The organism is Streptomyces sp. NPDC051976 (assembly GCF_040680795.1).
GTDB lineage: Bacteria > Actinomycetota > Actinomycetes > Streptomycetales > Streptomycetaceae > Actinacidiphila.
This window is the reverse complement of sequence record NZ_JBFAXL010000105.1, coordinates 1-16,908: the sequence shown is the minus strand read 5'-3', so window position 1 is coordinate 16,908 and position 16,908 is coordinate 1. Positions and strand designations below refer to the sequence as shown.

The 16,908-nt window shown below is 74.5% G+C and carries 12 protein-coding genes; 5 read left to right on the top strand and 7 right to left on the bottom strand.

Annotated features, from left to right (window positions below; translation table 11 throughout):
- Positions 1-149 precede the first annotated feature (149 nt).
- Positions 150-2,663 (bottom strand): ABC transporter permease, encoded by a 2,514-nt coding sequence (locus AB0M29_RS43600; protein WP_365393013.1) that lies wholly within the window; start codon positions 2,661-2,663, stop codon positions 150-152.
- On the bottom strand, positions 2,660-3,532 hold the full coding sequence (locus AB0M29_RS43595; protein WP_365393011.1) for an ABC transporter ATP-binding protein: 873 nt from the start codon (positions 3,530-3,532) through the stop codon (positions 2,660-2,662). Before AB0M29_RS43595 ends, AB0M29_RS43600 begins: the two co-directional genes overlap by 4 nt.
- A gap of 175 nt (positions 3,533-3,707) precedes the next feature.
- Between AB0M29_RS43595 and pepN the strand changes: the two genes are divergently transcribed.
- The 4 genes from pepN (at position 3,708) to AB0M29_RS43575 (ending at position 10,050) form a co-directional block, all read left to right on the top strand.
- The gene (gene pepN / locus AB0M29_RS43590; RefSeq protein WP_365393016.1) at positions 3,708-6,284 is read left to right on the top strand and encodes an aminopeptidase N; all 2,577 of its coding nucleotides are present in this window, start codon (positions 3,708-3,710) and stop codon (positions 6,282-6,284) included.
- Between the two features lie 128 nt (positions 6,285-6,412).
- Entirely contained in the window at positions 6,413-6,970 is a 558-nt protein-coding gene (locus AB0M29_RS43585) for a GNAT family N-acetyltransferase (protein WP_365393008.1), read from the top strand.
- 172 nt (positions 6,971-7,142) lie between these two features.
- Positions 7,143-8,561 (top strand): alkaline phosphatase family protein, encoded by a 1,419-nt coding sequence (locus tag AB0M29_RS43580; protein ID WP_365393006.1) that lies wholly within the window; start codon positions 7,143-7,145, stop codon positions 8,559-8,561.
- A 205-nt stretch (positions 8,562-8,766) separates the two neighbouring features.
- Positions 8,767-10,050: an MFS transporter gene (locus tag AB0M29_RS43575; RefSeq protein ID WP_365393003.1), complete on the top strand. Its 1,284-nt coding sequence runs from the start codon at positions 8,767-8,769 to the stop codon at positions 10,048-10,050.
- A gap of 72 nt (positions 10,051-10,122) precedes the next feature.
- Here the strand turns inward: AB0M29_RS43575 and AB0M29_RS43570 are convergent, their stop codons facing one another.
- Both AB0M29_RS43570 and AB0M29_RS43565 read right to left on the bottom strand, forming a co-directional pair.
- Positions 10,123-11,055 (bottom strand): EamA family transporter, encoded by a 933-nt coding sequence (locus tag AB0M29_RS43570; protein WP_365393001.1) that lies wholly within the window; start codon positions 11,053-11,055, stop codon positions 10,123-10,125.
- A gap of 134 nt (positions 11,056-11,189) precedes the next feature.
- Positions 11,190-12,563 carry an MFS transporter gene (locus tag AB0M29_RS43565; RefSeq protein ID WP_365392998.1) on the bottom strand — a complete coding sequence of 458 codons (1,374 nt, stop codon included), beginning with the start codon at positions 12,561-12,563 and terminating at the stop codon, positions 11,190-11,192.
- A gap of 114 nt (positions 12,564-12,677) precedes the next feature.
- Here AB0M29_RS43565 and AB0M29_RS43560 point away from each other — a divergent pair, with 114 nt between their 5' ends.
- The gene (locus tag AB0M29_RS43560; protein ID WP_365392995.1) at positions 12,678-13,187 is read left to right on the top strand and encodes a MarR family transcriptional regulator; all 510 of its coding nucleotides are present in this window, start codon (positions 12,678-12,680) and stop codon (positions 13,185-13,187) included.
- Positions 13,188-13,280: 93 nt separating this feature from the next.
- Here AB0M29_RS43560 and AB0M29_RS43555 read toward each other — a convergent pair whose 3' ends face one another.
- The 3 genes from AB0M29_RS43555 to AB0M29_RS43545 all read right to left on the bottom strand — a co-directional run bounded on the left by AB0M29_RS43555 (position 13,281) and on the right by AB0M29_RS43545 (position 16,733).
- Positions 13,281-13,523 (bottom strand): hypothetical protein, encoded by a 243-nt coding sequence (locus AB0M29_RS43555; RefSeq protein ID WP_365392992.1) that lies wholly within the window; start codon positions 13,521-13,523, stop codon positions 13,281-13,283.
- A gap of 48 nt (positions 13,524-13,571) precedes the next feature.
- Positions 13,572-15,707: a 4-alpha-glucanotransferase gene (malQ, locus tag AB0M29_RS43550; protein ID WP_365392989.1), complete on the bottom strand. Its 2,136-nt coding sequence runs from the start codon at positions 15,705-15,707 to the stop codon at positions 13,572-13,574.
- A gap of 93 nt (positions 15,708-15,800) precedes the next feature.
- Positions 15,801-16,733, bottom strand: coding sequence for a hypothetical protein (locus AB0M29_RS43545; RefSeq protein ID WP_365392986.1), 933 nt, complete (start codon positions 16,731-16,733; stop codon positions 15,801-15,803).
- Positions 16,734-16,908 lie beyond the last annotated feature (175 nt).

The following is a 16,908-nucleotide window of genomic DNA, read 5'->3' as shown; positions in this document are numbered from 1 at the left end:
CCCGGGCCACCGCGCCACACCCCCCCACGGCGGGTACCCCCCCCCCCCCCCCCGGGGGGCCGCACTCTCCGAGTGCGCGCCCCGCCGTCGTGTGGGGGGCCGTCCCACCCCGGGCCGCGCCGAACCGGCTGCCGCGGCCGTCAGGCCGCCTACTCCCGGCCCGCGCCCGCTGTCGTGGGGGCGGTGCGGAGGAGGGCGCGGGCGGGGAGGGCCGTGGAGACCAGGACCAGCAGGACCGCGCCGGCGGTGATGCCCAGGGCGGTGGGCGGGGGGATGTAGGGGGCGGCGCCGGTGAGGCCGCGGGCGATGGGGACCAGGGTGATCCAGGCGATGGCGGAGCCGATGAGCAGCCCGGCGGCGGCCACCAGCAGTGCCTCCCAGCGGACCATGCCGAGCACCTGGCGCCGGGTGGTGCCCGCGAGGCGCAGCAGCGCGACCTCGCGGCGCCGGTCGAGCACCGTCATCACCAGGGTGTTGGCGGCGGCGACCGCGGCGAAGCCGCCGAGGACGGCTGCCATCACGTTGTTGGCCCAGGCGTTCAGCTCCAGGTCCTTGTCGGCCTGCGCCCGGTACCCGGCCCGGTCGGTCACGGTCAGCCCGGCCACCCCGAGCCGGGCCACCCCGCGCTCGACGGCCACCCGGTCGGCGCCCGGCGCGTCATGGACCAGCACCTGGGTGTCGTACGCGGTGGCGGCGTGGGCCGCGACGGCGGCACGCGGCAGCAGCAACTGGCCGAGTCCCAGGCCGCGTCCGTAGGTGGCGACCACCCTGGGCCGCACGGTCGTGCCGTCGCCCAGCCACAGCGAGATCCGGCTGCCGACCTCGACCTTCATGGTGTCCGCCAACATCGCGTCGACGGCCACGGTGGTGCCGTCTCCGGTCAGGTCGCTCAACGCGCCGCTCTTCACGCCCAGTTGCAGCACCCGGGGCAGCCGCCCGGGGTCGCCGGTGACGCCCAGCACGCTCGCCGAGTCCAGCGAGCCGCCCGCCCGGTAGAGGGCGCCGGTGCGCAGCACACCGACCGCGGTGTCCACGCCCGGCAGACGGGCGATCCGGTCGGCGGTGCCCGCGGGCAGCCCGGCGTCGTGCGAGCCCACCACCTGGTCGGCCACCACGCCGTCGCGGATCTGCCGGGACGACTCGTGCCTGATCGAGCCCTGCATGCACAGCAGGGTGCCGCAGAAAGCGGTGACCAGCACGATCGGGGTGATCGCGGAGGCCAGACGGCGGGCGTTGGCACGGGTGTTGGCGGCGGCCAGCGCGCCGGGCGCGCCACCGGCCCGCAGCGGCAGGCCGAGTACGGCCGCCGCCAGCCACGCCACCACCGGGCCGAGAAAGGCGACCCCGAGCATGAAGCACATCACCACGCCCAGGGCGACGTTCGCCGCGTCCTCACCGCTGGTGTGCGCGGCGACGGCGGCCAGGACGCAGCCGCCCGCGACGGCGGCCAGCCCCAGTACGGTCCTGATGACACCGGGCCTGCGGCGTTCCACCGCCGCCTCGCCGAGCGCCTGGCTGGGCCGGGCCTTCGACGGCCGCCGGGCGGCCAGGTATCCGGCGCCGAGCGCCGCGAGCAGCCCGGAGCCGACCGCGCTGACCATCGGGATCCAGCCGACGCTCAGCGTCACCCCGTCGGGCACGGCGCCCTTGTGGACGAGCTGGCCGAGCCACCAGCGGGCCAGCGCGATGCCCGGCAGGATGCCCGCGGCGCCCGCGAGCGGGGCGACCAGCACGGCCTCGGTGGCGACGGTGCGCCGGATCTGCCGCGGGGTGGCGCCGACCGCCCGCAGCAGCGCGATCTCCCGGCCGCGCTGGCCGATCGCCAGCGCGACCGTGCCCATCACGACGAACACCGCCGTCGCGGTGGCGATCCCGCCGAACGACCCGCCGATGCCGCTGAGCATCTCCTTGGCCTCGGCCAGTTCCGGGTGCTCCGCGGCCCCGCGGCCGTTCCCGGTGCGCACCTGCGCGGCGCCGCCGACGGCCCGCTTGGCCTGGTCGGCGAGGGCGTCGGTGGTGACCCCGCGGGCGGGCAGCACCGCGATGGCGTCGGCCAGGCCCGGGTGTCCCGACAGGGCGCCCGCGGCGGCGTCCGCGAAGTAGGCGGTGGGGGCGCTCTCCGCGGTCAGCCCCGACACCCGGTAGGCGGCGCTGCCACCGGGGGCGGTCAGGGTGACGGTGTCGCCGACGCCGATCCGCGCGCTGCCGGCGGTGGCCGCGTCGAGGACGACCTCGCCCGCGCCGGGGGCGTGGCCGCGGGTGGCGGTGGCGCCGTCGATGGCGCGGGCGGCCCAGTCGCGCCCGGTGAGCTGCGGCAGCGCGGCCGACTGCACGGGGAAGGCGATGTCGGGCACGGCCGCGGCGACGCCGGGGCGGGCGGCGATCCGCCCGGCCAGCGCGGTGGCCAGCCGGGGCCGGTCGGTCAGCGGCGCCGTCTCGCTGTCCTTGTTGTCGCCGTGGCCCGTGGTGATCCTGGCCTCGGGCGAGGCGGCCACCACGACGGGCACGTGCGCGTACCGCACGGGTGGGACATGCGCGGTGATGCCGGTCTGCAGCAGGGTGCCGCAGGCGGTGACGATCGCCGCGGCGAACAGCAGCGCGACGAAGGTGCCCGCGAAGGAGGCGGGCCGGAACTGTACGGACGCGCGGGCCAGGCCGTTCACGCCGCCGCCCCCAGCCGCTCGCCGCGGGAGGTGAGCGCGACCATCCGGTCGGCGACCTCCGTCGGATCGGGGCGCAGCAGCTCTCCGGCGAAGGCGCCGTCGGCCAGGAACAGCACCCGGTCGGCGTACGAGGCGGCGACCGGGTCGTGGGTGACCATGACGACGGTCGCGCCCATGGTGTCGACCGCCTGCCGCAGCAGGCCCAGCACCTCGCGGGCGGTCCCGGTGTCCAGGGCGCCGGTCGGCTCGTCGGCGAAGATCACCTCGGGTTCGGTGATCAGCGCCCGCGCGATGGCGACGCGCTGCTGCTGGCCGCCGGAGAGCTGCCCGGGGCGGCGCCTGCCGTATCCCTCCAGGCCGACTCTGGCCAGCAGCGCGGCCGCCGCCCTGCGGTCGGTGCGCTCGCCCGCGAGCCGCTGCGGAAGCTGCACGTTCTGCTGGACGGTCAGTGACGGCAGCAGGTTGAAGGACTGGAAGACGAAGCCGATCCGGCTGCGCCGCAACTGGGTGAGGCGGTTCTCGCTGAGCTTGGTGATCTCCGCCCCGCCGAGCAGCACCTCGCCGTCGGTCGGCCGGTCGAGCCCCGCCGCGCACTGCAGGAAGGTGCTCTTGCCCGACCCCGAGGGCCCCATCACCGCGGTGAAGCTGCCCCGGGGCAGTCCCAGGTCGATCCCCCGCAGCGCGTGCACGGCCGCCTCGCCCCGCCCGTAGACGCGCCGCACCCCGCGCAGTTCCACGGCGAAGGCGGCCCGGCCCGGTGCTCCCGCCACCGGCCCGGACAGGTCCGCGGGCGCGGACCCGTCCGCCCCGCCCGGCCGCCCGGCCCGCTCCGCCTTCTGTGCCCGCCTGCGCTCGCGCCGCGACGCCATGACCGCCTCATCCCTCTCAACTGGGCCCTTCTTCCGACCCTCCCGACGCTACGGAGCGCGTTCGCGCCGGACCATGGCGTTCCCTGGCGTCCCCAGGGTGGGGACAACCCCCCTCCCGGCCATTTCGAAGCGTGCGAGGATGGCCGTCTCACCTGACGAGAAGGAGTGGGCCACCGTGCCTGGTACCAACCTCACCCGTGAGGAGGCGCAGCAGCGTGCGCGCCTGCTCACGGTGGACGCTTACGAGATCGACCTCGACCTGGGCGGGGCCCAGGAAGGGGGCACTTTCCGGTCGGTGACCACGGTGCGGTTCGAGTCGGCCGAGGCAGGGGCCTCGACCTTCATCGACCTGGTGGCGCCCGCGGTCCACGAGGTGGTGCTCAACGGCGAGGCGCTCGACGCGGCGGCGGTCTTCGCCGACTCGCGGATCGCGCTGGACTCGCTGCGGGCGGGTGCGAACGAGCTGCGGGTCGTCGCGGACTGCGCCTACACCAACACCGGCGAGGGTCTGCACCGGTTCGTCGACCCGGTCGACAAGCAGGCGTATCTGTACACGCAGTTCGAAGTACCGGACGCGCGGCGGGTCTTCGCCAGCTTCGAGCAGCCCGACCTCAAGGCCACCTTCGCGTTCACCGTGAAGGCGCCCGCCGGGTGGACGGTCATCTCGAACTCGCCGACGCCCGAGCCCCCGGCCGACGGCGTGTGGGTGTTCGCGCCGACGCCGCGGATCTCGTCGTACATCACGGCGCTGATCGTGGGCCCGTACACCGCGGTGCACAGCACCTGGGAGGGCAACGGCCGCACGGTGCCGCTGGGCATCTACTGCCGTCCGTCGCTGGCGGAGTATCTGGACGCCGACGCGATCTTCGACGTCACCCGGCAGGGCTTCGACTGGTTCGAGGAGAAGTTCGACTACGCGTACCCGTTCGCCAAGTACGACCAGCTCTTCGTGCCGGAGTTCAACGCGGGCGCGATGGAGAACGCGGGCGCGGTCACCATCCGCGACCAGTACGTGTTCCGCTCCAAGGTGACGGGCGCGGCGTACGAGGTGCGCGGCGAGACGATCCTGCACGAGCTGGCGCACATGTGGTTCGGCGACCTGGTCACCATGGAGTGGTGGAACGACCTGTGGCTGAACGAGTCGTTCGCCACGTACACCTCGATCGCCTGCCAGGCGTACGCCCCCGGCTCGAAGTGGCCGCACGCGTGGACCACCTTCGCCAACTCGATGAAGACCTGGGCGTACCGGCAGGACCAGCTTCCGTCGACGCACCCGATCATGGCCGAGATCAATGACCTCGACGACGTGCTGGTCAACTTCGACGGCATCACGTACGCCAAGGGCGCCTCGGTGCTCAAGCAGCTCGTGGCGTACGTCGGCATGGACGCGTTCTTCGCGGGCGTGCAGGCGTACTTCAAGCGGCACGCCTGGGGCAACACCCGGCTGGCCGACCTGCTGGGCGCGCTGGAGGAGACCTCGGGGCGCGATCTGAAGACCTGGTCGACGGCGTGGCTGGAGACCGCGGGCATCAATGTGCTGCGGCCGGAGATCACCGTGGACGGCGACGGCGTGCTGACCTCGCTGGCGGTACGCCAGGAGGCCCCGGCGCTGCCGGCCGGTGCCAAGGGCGAGGCCGTGCTGCGGCCGCACCGGATCGCGGTCGGCTGCTACGACCTGCGGGACGGCAGGCTGGAGCGGACCAGCCGGATCGAGCTGGACGTCGAGGGCGAGCTGACCGAGGTCCCGTTCCCGAAGGCCACCAAGCGCCCCGATGTGATCCTGCTGAACGACGACGACCTGTCGTACGCCAAGGTGCGGCTCGACGAGGAGTCGCTGGCCGTGGTCCGCGACCACGTGGGTGACTTCACCGAGTCGCTGCCGCGCGCGCTGATCTGGGCGTCGGCCTGGGACATGACGCGCGACGGCGAGCTGGCCACCCGCGACTACCTGGAGCTGGTGCTGCACGGCATCGCCAAGGAGACCGACATCGGTGTGGTGCAGTCGCTGCACCGGCAGGTCAAGCTGGCGCTCGACCTGTACGCCGCGCCGGACTGGCGGGAGAGCGGGCTCGCCCGCTGGACCGAGGCGGCCGGGGAGCACCTGGCCGCCGCCGAGCCGGGCAGCGACCACCAGCTCGCCTGGGCACGGGCGTTCGCCGCGGCGGCGCGCACCCCGGAGCAGCTCGACGTGCTGGCCGGGCTGCTGGACGGCTCGGTGTCGTACGAGGGCCTGGCGGTCGACACCGACCTGCGCTGGACGCTGCTGGCCCGGCTCGCCGCCACCGGCCGCGCCGACGACGCGGAGATCGACGCGGAGCTGGCGCTCGACCCGACGTCGGCCGGTGAGCAGCACGCGGCGGCCGCCCGCGCCGGGCGTCCCACCGAGACGGCGAAGACCGCCGCGTGGGCGTCGGTCGTGGAGGACGACAAGCTGCCGAACGGTCTGCAGGAGGCGGTGATCGGCGGGTTCGTGCAGAGCGACCAGCGCGAGCTGCTGGCGCCGTACACCGAGCGGTACTTCGCCGCAGTGAAGGAGGCGTGGGACACCCGCAGCCACGAGATGGCGCAGCAGATCGTCGTCGGGCTCTACCCGTCGCTCCAGGTCTCGCAGGACACCCTGGACCGCACGGACGCCTGGCTGGCCTCGGCCGAGCCGGTGCCGGCGCTGCGCAGGCTGGTCGTGGAGGCGCGCGCGGGCGTCGAGCGCGCGCTGCGGGCGCAGGCGGTGGACGCGGCGGCCGCCGGGCAGTAGCAGGCGGTAGCAGCGGGACAAGGGAGCCCCGGACCGGTCGACCGGTCCGGGGCTCCCTGACATCCCCATGAACATCTTTGGTGACTTACGCATCTGCCTACCGGAGATCCACGGCCCGCGATGTCAGGATGCGTGGTGTGACCGACGTGCGCACCGCCCACACCGCGGATTTGACCACCTCCGAGCTGGCGGCGATCCGCACCCTCATGGACGACGCCTTCGCCGGTCACCCGGACGGGGACTTCACCGACGCCGACTGGGACCACACGATCGGCGGTATGCACGCCATGGCCTGGGAAGGCGCCGAGCTGGTCGGGCACGCCTCGGTGGTCCAGCGGCGGCTGCTGCACGGCGGGCGGGCACTGCGCGCGGGATACGTGGAGGCCGTCGCGGTACGCGCCGACCGCCGCCGCGCCGGGTACGGCGCCGCGGTGATGGCCGAGGCCGCGCGCGTCATCCGCGGGGCGTACGACCTGGGCGCGCTGGCCAGCGCCGAGGGGGCGACGGACTTCTACACGTTCCTCGGCTGGCGGCTGTGGCAGGGCCCGGCATCCGCCCTCACGCCCGACGGGATATCCCGGACGGCGGACGTGGACGGCTGGATCTACGTCCTTCCGCAGCCGCACGCGCCGCTGGACCTGACCGGCGCACTCATCTGCGACTGGCGCGACGGCGACGTGTGGTGACGGTCTCTCACCACCGCTGAGCGGGGCCGCGTGGCCAACTGCTCGCTCCACGTTGCTCACTTGTTCACCGACAGCCCCCATCGCACCACGGTGAGCAACCATCACAGTGCTGGAGAGGCCCCGATACGGGCGCCTCCGGAGAAGACCGCAATGCCATCAAGGAGGGACGCACATGCCCGAGTTGACGCGACGCAGACTCCTCGGTTCGGCGGTGGGCGGCGCGGCGGCGCTCGCCCTGCTTCCGCCCAGCGTGCAGAAGGCCGTCGCCGCCGGGCGGCCGCGCAACGGCTCGATCAACGACATCGAGCACGTCGTGATGCTGATGCAGGAGAACCGCTCCTTCGACCACTACTTCGGCACGCTCTCCGGCGTGCGCGGCTTCGGCGATCCCACCGCCATGAAGCTCTCCACCGGGCGCTCGGTCTTCTACCAGCCGGACACCGTCAACCCCAAGGGCTATCTGCTCCCCTTCCACCTGGACACGCACACCACCAGCGCCCAGGCCATCCCGTCCACCAGCCACGCCTGGACCGTGCAGCACCAGGCGTGGAACGGCGGCAAGATGGACCAGTGGCTGCCCGCGCACCGCAAGGCGGACGGCGTCAACGGCCCGTACGTCATGGGCTACTACACCCGTGACGACATCCCGTTCCAGTTCGCGCTCGCGGAGACCTTCACGATCTGCGACAACTACTTCTGCTCGGTCATGGGTCCGACCTGGCCGAACCGCCTCTACTGGATGACGGCGAACATCGACCCCGACGGCACCAAGGGCGGCCCGGTGCTCAACAACACCGCGCCCACGCCGTACCAGTGGACGACCTATGCGGAGCGGCTGCAGGCGGCCGGGGTGAGCTGGAAGGTCTACCAGCAGGACGACGACTACGGCTGCAACATGCTGGAGAACTTCCAGGCGTTCAAGAACGCGCAGCCGGGCAGCGACCTGTACGAGCGGGGGGTGCGGCCGCAGCCGGAGGGCACGTTCGAGGACGACGCGCGCAACGACCGGCTGCCGACCGTCTCCTGGATCATGCCGACCAGCCACCAGTCGGAGCACCCCGACTACCTGCCCGCGGCCGGGGCGGACTTCGTGGCGCAGAAGCTGGAGGCCATCGCGTCCAACCCGAAGGTGTGGGCGAAGACCGCGTTCATCCTCAACTACGACGAGAACGACGGCCTGTTCGACCATGTGGCGCCGCCCACCCCGAAGGCGGGCACCGCGGGCGAGTTCGTCCAGGGTGTGCCCATCGGCGGCGGCTTCCGCGTCCCGGCGATCATCATCTCGCCCTGGACGGTGGGCGGCTGGGTGGCCAGCGAGGCGTTCGACCACACCTCGGCGCTGCGGTTCCTGGAGCAGTTCACCGGGGTGGCCGAGCCGAACATCAGCCAGTGGCGGCGCCGCACCTTCGGCGACCTCACCTCGGCGTTCCGCTTCTCCGACGACCACCCCACCCCGCCGCAGCTGCCCGGCAACACCGCCGAGCAGCTCGTCGAGGCGGAGACCGAGGTGGCCACGCTGCCCAAGCCGACCATCCCCGGTGCGACGCAGACGTTCCCGAAGCAGGAGCAGGGGCAGCGGCCGCACACATGAAGAGGTGACGGCCACCCGGTCCCGGCCCCCACCCGCACCTACACCCCTGTCCACCCGCCCCGGCCCGGCGGCGGCGCCCACCAGTAGCACCGCCCGCCGCGCAGCAGCCGCTCCGCCGTAAATCGGTGGGGCGGCGGCCGGGCCGCGCGGTAGCGTCGGCGGCTTTGGGCCGCGTCGGTCGCGGCCCCGGGCCGGGAGGTGCGGGATGCGGCGGGGACGCGGCACGGGTCTGGGCCGGGACTTCGGGACGCTGTGGCTGGCGAACTCCGTCTCGACCCTGGGCGACGGCGTGGTCGCGGCGGCCGGGCCGCTGCTGGTCGCCTCGGTGTCGGACGACCCGGTGCTCGTCGGTCTCGCGGTCTTCGTCCAGCAGCTGCCATGGCTGCTGTTCTCCCTGGTCAGCGGGGTCGTCGTGGACCGGATCGACAAGCGGCGGCTGATCGTGGTGGTGGACGTGCTGCGGGGCGCGGTCACCGCGGTGCTCGCCCTCACCGTGGCGACGGGCCACGCCTCGATCCCCGTCCTCTACGCAATCGCCTTCGCCCTGGGCACGGGTGAGACGCTCGCGCAGAACGCGGCGGCCACGCTGGTGCCCGCGGTGGTCGCCCCCGAGGACCTGCCGCGCGCCAACTCGCGGCTGCACGGCGCGTACTTCGTGCTCAACAAGTTCGCCGGACGGCCGCTGGGCGCGGCCCTGTTCGTGGTCGCGGCGGCCGCGCCGTTCTGTGTGGACGCGACGTCGTTCCTCGCCTCGGCGCTGCTGGTCGCCACCGTCCGCGGCATCGGCGGGGCGGCGGCCGCGGACACGGCGGAACCGGCTCCCGCGCGCCGGTCGGTGCGCGCGGACATCGGCGACGGGCTGCGCTGGCTGTGGCGGGAGCCGGTGGTACGGATGATGGTGGTCTCCCTGTGCCTGATGAACGTGGCACTGACCGCCGGGTTCTCCATCATGGTGCTCTACTGCCGCGACCGGCTCGGGATGAGCGACATCGGCTACGGCCTTCTGCTGTCGGCCAGTGCGGTGGGCGGGGTGGTCGGCGCGGTGTGGACGCCGCGGCTGCAGAAGCGGTTCCGGGCCTCGCTGCTGCTGCGGACCGGTCTGGTCATCGAGACCCTCACCCATGTCGGCCTGGCGGTGTCCGGTACGGCCTGGCTGTCGGCCGCCGTCCTCGTGGCGTTCGGCGTGCACAGCTCGGTGCTCGGCGGCGTCGAGACGACGCTGCGGCAGCTCCGGGTGCCGGAGGAGCTGCGCGGCCGCGTCCACAGCGTCTTCATGATGTTCGCCCTGGGCGGCAACGCCGTCGGCGCCCTCGTCGGCGGTCCGCTGGCCCGGTGGCACGGCGTCACGGCCCCCTTCTGGTGCGCGGCGGCGGCGATGACCGTCCTCACCGTGGTCGCCTGGCGCCCCTTCGGCCGCAATCTGGCCTCCCCTCCCCCGGCGGCCCCGGCCCCGCGCGGGGCGGCACCGGAGACGTCCCCGGCGTCGTAGGCGGGGCCGGGGAAGGGGTGCAGAAAGGGGGCCGCCCGCCCTCCGGGACGAGGGCGGGCGGGCTCTGGGGGCTCAGCGCCCTGACGGGGCGGCGGCCGGGGCGGGCCGCGGTGCGGGGACGGCGGCCGGGGCGGTGGCGGTGGTGCGGGGGCGGGTGGCGGCGGGCAACTGGCCGAGCAGGGTGCCGCCCAGGGCCACGGCCACGCCCAGGAGCTGGAGGGCGCCCAGGCTCTGGCCGAGGGCGACCCAGCCGATGACGGCGGCGGACAGGGTGCTCAGGAAGCCGAGCAGGCTGACCGAGGTCGCCGGCAGCCGGCCGATGCCGCGGAACCACAGGGCGTACGCGACCGCGGTGTTGGCGACGGCCAGATAGGCGTAGCCGAGCAGGTTGCGGGTGTCGAGGGCGGGCGGCACGCCCTCCGCGAGCAGGGCGACCGGCGCGATGAGCAGGCCGCCCGCGGTGAGCTGCCAGCCGGTGAAGGCCAGCGGCCCGACCCCTTCCGGGCGCCCCCATCGCTTGGTCAGTACGGTCCCGGCCGACATCGCCGCGGCGCCACCGAGTCCGGCCGCGATCCCGATCGGGTCGAGCCCCGCGCCCGGCCGCAGCACCACCAGGGACACGCCGAGCGCGCCGATCACGGCGGCGAACAGGGTGCGCGCGGTGGGCCGTTGGCTCAGCAGCACCGTGGACAGCCCCGCCACGAACAGCGGCCCGACCGCCCCGACGACGGCGGCGACCCCACCGGGCAGCCGGTAGGCGGCGAGGAACAGCAGCGGGAAGAACGCGCCGATGTTGAGCGCCCCCAGCACCGCCGCCTTGCCCCACCACGCCCCGCGCGGCAGCCGCCGCGTCACGGCCAGCAGCAGCAGTCCCGCGGGCAGCGCCCGCATCAGCCCGGCGAACAACGGCCGGTCGGACGGCAGCAGTTGCGTCGTCACCGCGTAGGTGGAGCCCCAGGCGACGGGGGCGAGGGCGGTGAGGAGGGTGTTCGTCGCGCGGGACATGGCGGGTTCCTCTCGGCGGAGGGTGCGGGACGGGGAGCGAGCGGGGCGGGGCGGGGCGGTCGCGGCTGGTCGGATCGCTTACGGGGTCGCGAGGGCGGCTCGGGAACCGGGCCGGAGACCGGATGCGGGGCGGGTCAGGCGGTCTGCGGGGCCGGGACCTTGACGGGGGCGGGGGCCTCGGCGGTGTGGGTGGCGACCGGCGCGGCGGGCGACAGGGTGACGGCCTCCGCGGGGAGCCGCCGCTCCAGCCGGACCAGCAGCGCCGCGGCGGTCAGCGTGGTGCCCACCAGCAGCAGCCAGGGCAGCCGGGCGTCGGCGCCGATCAGGGCGGTGAACAGCGACGGGGCGAGCGTGCTGGCCAGCGACCAGGAGAGCTGGTAGGTCGCCATGTACCGGCCGCGCAGCTCCTCCGGCGCCGCGGCGACGGCCAGCGCGCCGGACGACGGGTTGTGCACCATCTCGGCGACCGTGTAGAGCGTGACCAGGCCGAACAGCGCGCCCGCCACGACCCATCCGGAGTGCGGCCGGGCCGCGCCCAGCACCGCGAGCCCGAGGAACGCGGTGGAGAAGAGCACCGCGCCGAGCGCCGCCGAGCGGGTCCGCCGCGCCCCGGTGCGCCGTACCACCCGGGCCACGAAGACCCCGCCGATCGCGCACAGCACGGTGTTGACGGTGAAGGCGGCACCGGTCAGCGACTGCGGGCCGTTCAGCGTCCCGCCGATGAAGAGCGGGAAGAGCACCGCCAGCGCCGAGTAGCCCAGCGCGGTGAGGAAGTTGGCGACGGTCAGCCCGAGGAACGCCCGGTCGGCGAGGACGATCCGGTAACCGGTGGCACCGCCGCGCCCGGCGGGCCGCGCGACGGCGGCCTCGGCGCCGTCCGCGTCCGCCGCCCGGTCGGGCACCGCCCGCATCAGCAGGGCGGCGACGGCGAAGCTGAGCGTGTTGAGCCAGGCGGCGGCGGTGAAGCCGCGGTCGCCCGCCAGGGTGACGATCAGCGAGGCGAGCAGCGCGCCCGCGCCGAGGCCGCCGTTGCGCAGGGCGCGGGAGGCGGCCTGCAGCCGGTCGCGGTCGGCGCCGCGGGCGATCTCGCCGATCCGGGCCTGCTGGGCGGCGGGGAAGGCCCGGTCCCCGAAGGCGGTGGCGAGGGCGACGACGGCGAAGAAGGGCAGCGAGGTGGCGAAGGGGTAGAGCGCGAAGCCGGTGCCGCGTATCGCGTACAGCACGAGTTGCACTCTGCGGGCGCCGTAGCGGTCGACGGCGGTGCCGGCCAGCGGCAGCGCGCCCATGCCGATCAGTCCCACCGTGGTGAGCACCGCGCCGACCACGGCGAAGGAGAGTCCGGTGATGTGGTGGAAGAAGACCAGGCTGAACGGGATGTACATACCGGAGCCGACCGAGTCGACGGCCATCGCGCCGAGCATCGCGCGCTCCCCCGGGAGCCGGGCGGGGGTCGCCACGGCGGAGGTGGAGGCGGCGGCAGAGGTGGTGGTCCGCGTACGCAGCAACATCGTGAGGCTCCCGGAGTCCCGCAGAGTAGGTCGATAGAAAGTATCTTAGCACTAAGCGACTTATTCGCAAGCTACTTTCTTGCCGTCGAGTGACCTCATGCCGATACTGGGGTCATGACTCACGACGCCGTCGACGCCATCACCGGGCAGTGGAACGTGGAACGCCCCGACCTCGGCACCCTCCCCATGGCCGTCTTCGGCCGGATCTACCGCCTCGCCCGCCTCATGGGCGACCGGATGGAGAAGGAGTACCAGCGGTACGGGATCGGCCGCGGCGAGTTCGATGTGCTCGCCACGCTGCGCCGCTCGGGAGCCCCGTACACGCTCTCACCGCGGCAGCTCTCCGGGACGCTGATGCTCACCACGGGCGGGATGACCGGGCGGCTGGACAAACTGGAGCGGGCCGGGCTGCTGGAGCGCGCGCCCGACCCGAACGACCGGCGCGGCCTGCGCGTCAGCCTCACCGAGCGCGGCCGCACCGTCATCGACGAAGCGGTCGGCGCCGGGCTCGCCCTGCAGAAGGCCGCGCTCGACGGCCTGGACGAGAAGCAGGCCGAGCAGCTCGCCGACCTGCTGCGGCTGTTGCTGGCCTCGACCGAACACCCCGCGTCCGGGCAGCACTGAGCCCCCTGGCGCGCCTCGGGCAGGCGCACAGGGGGCTGGAGCGGTACGCCCGCCGCCGCGGCGCGCGGCGCCGCGGCGGTCCGGGCGGAAGACCTAGTTGTCCTGCTGCTTACGGGTCTTGTCGGTCAGCATGACGCAGCCCGCGATGATGCCGAACAGGACGATCGGGGTGGCCACGAACAGGCCCAGCGTCTGTACGACGCTCAGACCGGAACCCGGGTCGTCGCCGTCGTCACGGGTCAGCGCGAACGCCGGGGACGACATCAGGAGCATCAGCGTCGTACCGGCGGTGATGACCCCGGCGCGCATGGCCTTCTTGGTGAGCTTCTTGTCCACGCCCTCAATGTAGTGAAGGCCCTCGGGGGCCGCGCGCCCGGGGTGTCCTTACGGGTGCACGCCCCGGTCGGCCGCCGCCTCGGCCAGCGCCTGGCGCACGTCGTCGACCAGCCCGTGCAGCCGCGGCGAGGCGGCCAGCTGCTCCAGGGTGAGCGGGGTGCCGTCGGGGTCCGCCACGGGCAGCCGCCAGTTCGGGTACTGGTCCCACGTGCCCGGCAGGTTCTGCGGGCGCCGGTCGCCGACGGTGTCGGGCAGCCACACACCGAGCATCCGGGCGGGGGTGCGTGCCAGAAAGCGGTGCACCGCCTTCACCACCGCCTCCTCGTCGGCCGTGCCCTCCGGCAGCAGCCCGAGCCGCCCGAGCAGCGCGATCCACTCCGCGACCTCGGCCGCGTCCGCCGCCTGCTCCTGGTCCAGAGGGCGGGTCAGCAGGCCGAGGCGGTGCCGCAGTTCGACGTGCTCGCCGGTCAGCCGGGCCGCCGTACTCGGCAGGTCGTGGGTGGTGGCGGTGGCCAGGCAGGACTCCCGCCATGCCTCCGGCGGCAGCGGGCGGCCGTCCCCCGGCTTCTCCCGGCGCGCGCCCGTACCGTCCTCGGCGGCCGCCGTGCCCACGTAGTTCCGCTCGAACCACAGCACCGAGGTGCCCAGGATCCCGCGGTCCACCAGCTCCTCGCGGACGCCCGGCTCCACCGTGCCCAGGTCCTCGCCTATCACCACGGCCCCGGCCCGGTGCGCCTCCAGCGCCAGCAGGCCCAGCATCGCCTCCGCGTCGTAGCGCACATAGGCGCCGTCCGTCGGCGGGCGGCCCTGCGGCACCCACCAGAGCCGGAACAGGCCCATGACGTGGTCCATCCGAAGCCCGCCCGCGTTCCGCAGCATCCGCGCGATCAGATCGCGGTACGGCGCATAGCCCGCGGCCGCCAGCGCGTCGGGGCGCCACGGCGGCAGACCCCAGTCCTGGCCGCGCGAGTTGAACGCGTCCGGCGGCGCCCCGATCGACATCCCGCTGGCCAGTACGGACTGCATCGACCAGGCGTCGGAGCCGCCCGGGTGCACACCGACGGCCAGGTCGTGCACGACGCCGACCGTCATCCCCGCGTCCCGCGCCGCGGTCTGCGCCGCCGCGAGCTGGCCGTCCGTCAGCCAGCTGAGCCAGCAGTGGAAGTCGACCCGGTCCATGTGGGCGCCGCGGGCCCGCGCCACCTGCGCCGACCTCGGGTCGCGCAGCCCCTCGGGCCAGTCGTGCCAGTCGGGGCCGTGCAGTTCGGCGAGCATCGACCAGGTGGCGTGGTCGTCCAGCGCCTGGCCCTGCTCGGCGAGGAAGTCGACGTACGCCGCCCGCCGGCCGGGGCTGAGCGGCACCTGGCGCAGCAGCTCCAGCGCCTCCGCCTTCAGCGCCCACACCGCGTCCCGGTCGATCAGCGCGTCCTTGTGCAGCACCCCGTCCCGCAGCTCCGCCGCCTTCGCCTCCAGCTCCGCCGCCCGCTCCCGCGCGGACCCGGCCAGATAGGCGTACTCCGGCACCTGCTCGATCCGCAGATAGACCGGGTCGGGGAAGCGTCGGCTCGACGGGCGGTACGGCGAGGGGTCGGTGGGCCGCCCCGGCACGGCCGCGTGCAGCGGGTTGATCTGGACGAAGCCCGCACCCAGCGCCCGGCCCGACCAGGCGGCGAGGTCCGCGAGGTCACCGAGGTCACCCATGCCCCAGGAGCGGCCGGACAGCGTCGAGTAGAGCTGCGCCAGGAAGCCGAAGGCCCGTCCGGGCGGGCCGCCGAGGCGTCCGGGTGCCACGATCAACTCGCCCCGGGCGGTGCGGCCGTCGGCGGCCGTCGCGCGCAGCACGTACTGCCCCGGCGGCGGGGGCGACTCGCGTTCCAGGTCCAGCGCCGCCCCGCGCTCGGTCTCCACGCCCAGCCGGGTGCCCTCCGGCACCCGCCCGCGCAGCGCCGAGGCCAGCGAACCGCGGCCGCCGCGCACCACCGTGCAGGGCGGCAGCAGCACCCGCGCCGCCCGTGCCTCGTGGGCGGCCAGCGCCTCCCGTACCGCCCCGCCGGTCGAGGCGTCGACCCCGAGCGCGGCCAGCACCGCGACCACCGTCTCCTCGGCGACGGGCACTTCCTGCCCGGGTCCCGGACTGTACGTCACATCCACGCCGTAGAGCCCGGCCAGCCGCACGCGGTCCATCGGGCCTCCGTCATCGGGATTTTTCAGGAACCGCATTCACCCCTACCCCACGACCGCCCCCCGTACCCGGCACCACGCGGGAGTGGGCCCCATTCAGCGGTTGACACGGGAGCGCCAGGCGCGGAAGGCGACCAGGGGCGAGCGCTCGTCGAGGTAGCGCCAGGGGAACTCGGTGGCCCGGGCGCCCAGGGCCCGGAACAGCGGGCGGGCGGAGCGGTGGTCGCCGGCGAGGGCGAAGGCCATCGCGAAGGTGTTGAACTCGACCGCCCAGTCCCGCCGCCGGACGAAGGCGGGGTGGCCGACCGAGCGGGCGGCGGCCTCACGCAGGGCGTGGACGACGGGCGGGCCGGTCATGTGGAGGGACTCGGGGTCGCCGCCGAGGGCGAGCCACTCCTCGATGTGGGCCATGGCGACGAGTCCGCCCAGCGGGCTGCCCTCCGGCGCGGCGAGCATCGCCTCGCGGGCGAAGGCGTGCGTCCGGGCGTGCGAGCCGCCCGACTTGGCGCACAGGTGCTGCAGGCGCTGCCGGTGGGCGGCCGTGTGCCACGGCACGCGGTCGCACACCTCGTGGAACAGCGGCTCGGCCGCTTCCGGACTCTCGCCCCGGCCGAGGGCGGCGACCTGCAGGAAGTACCAGGGCGCCGCCCAGGACGGCTCCAGCGCGGCGGCCTCGGACAGCCGCCGCCGGGCCCCGTCGCCCGGCGCGGTGCGGGCCAGCCGGGCGCCCGAGACCAGCAGTGCCAGTGGGTCACCCGGCGTGGCGGTGAGCACCTGCTCGCTCCACCGCTCCACGCCCGGCACGCTCTCCAGTCCCTGCACCAGGAACGTCAGGTCCTCGTCGTCGGCCGCCTCCGCCAGCACCGCCCGGATCCCCGGCCAGCCCTCTACGCCGTCGCGCCCTGCCGCCCGCACCGCCGCCCGCCGCGGGTCCCCGTACGACGCGTCGATCCCCGCGGCGGCCTTGCGCTGCCACAGAAACCTGTCCCCCTCGGCCTGCCGCACCCTCAACCGACTCCGCCAGTCCATCCCCCCATCCAACCCCACGCCGCCCCCGCGGAGGGCCTTCGCCCCGAAGGGGCGCGGGGAAGCGCGCTGCGCTTGCGGAAGAGGTCGTGCCCCGAAGGGGCGCGGGGAACTGCGCGACCAGCCGTCGCGTGGCTGCAGGTCACCACCGGCCCCAATGGGGCAGACGCGTTGTTTC

Excerpts from the sequence above, each read along its gene's own strand:
- AB0M29_RS43545 (WP_365392986.1), bottom strand. The coding sequence starts at position 16,733 with ATGGACTGGCGGAGTCGGTTGAGGGTGCGGCAGGCCGAGGGGGACAGG.
- AB0M29_RS43585 (WP_365393008.1), top strand. The coding sequence starts at position 6,413 with ATGCGTGGTGTGACCGACGTGCGCACCGCCCACACCGCGGATTTGACC.
- AB0M29_RS43580 (WP_365393006.1), top strand. The coding sequence starts at position 7,143 with ATGCCCGAGTTGACGCGACGCAGACTCCTCGGTTCGGCGGTGGGCGGC.
- AB0M29_RS43595 (WP_365393011.1), bottom strand. The coding sequence starts at position 3,532 with ATGGCGTCGCGGCGCGAGCGCAGGCGGGCACAGAAGGCGGAGCGGGCC.
- AB0M29_RS43560 (WP_365392995.1), top strand. The coding sequence starts at position 12,678 with ATGACTCACGACGCCGTCGACGCCATCACCGGGCAGTGGAACGTGGAA.
- malQ (WP_365392989.1), bottom strand. The coding sequence starts at position 15,707 with ATGGACCGCGTGCGGCTGGCCGGGCTCTACGGCGTGGATGTGACGTAC.
- AB0M29_RS43570 (WP_365393001.1), bottom strand. The coding sequence starts at position 11,055 with ATGTCCCGCGCGACGAACACCCTCCTCACCGCCCTCGCCCCCGTCGCC.
- AB0M29_RS43575 (WP_365393003.1), top strand. The coding sequence starts at position 8,767 with ATGCGGCGGGGACGCGGCACGGGTCTGGGCCGGGACTTCGGGACGCTG.
- AB0M29_RS43565 (WP_365392998.1), bottom strand. The coding sequence starts at position 12,563 with ATGTTGCTGCGTACGCGGACCACCACCTCTGCCGCCGCCTCCACCTCC.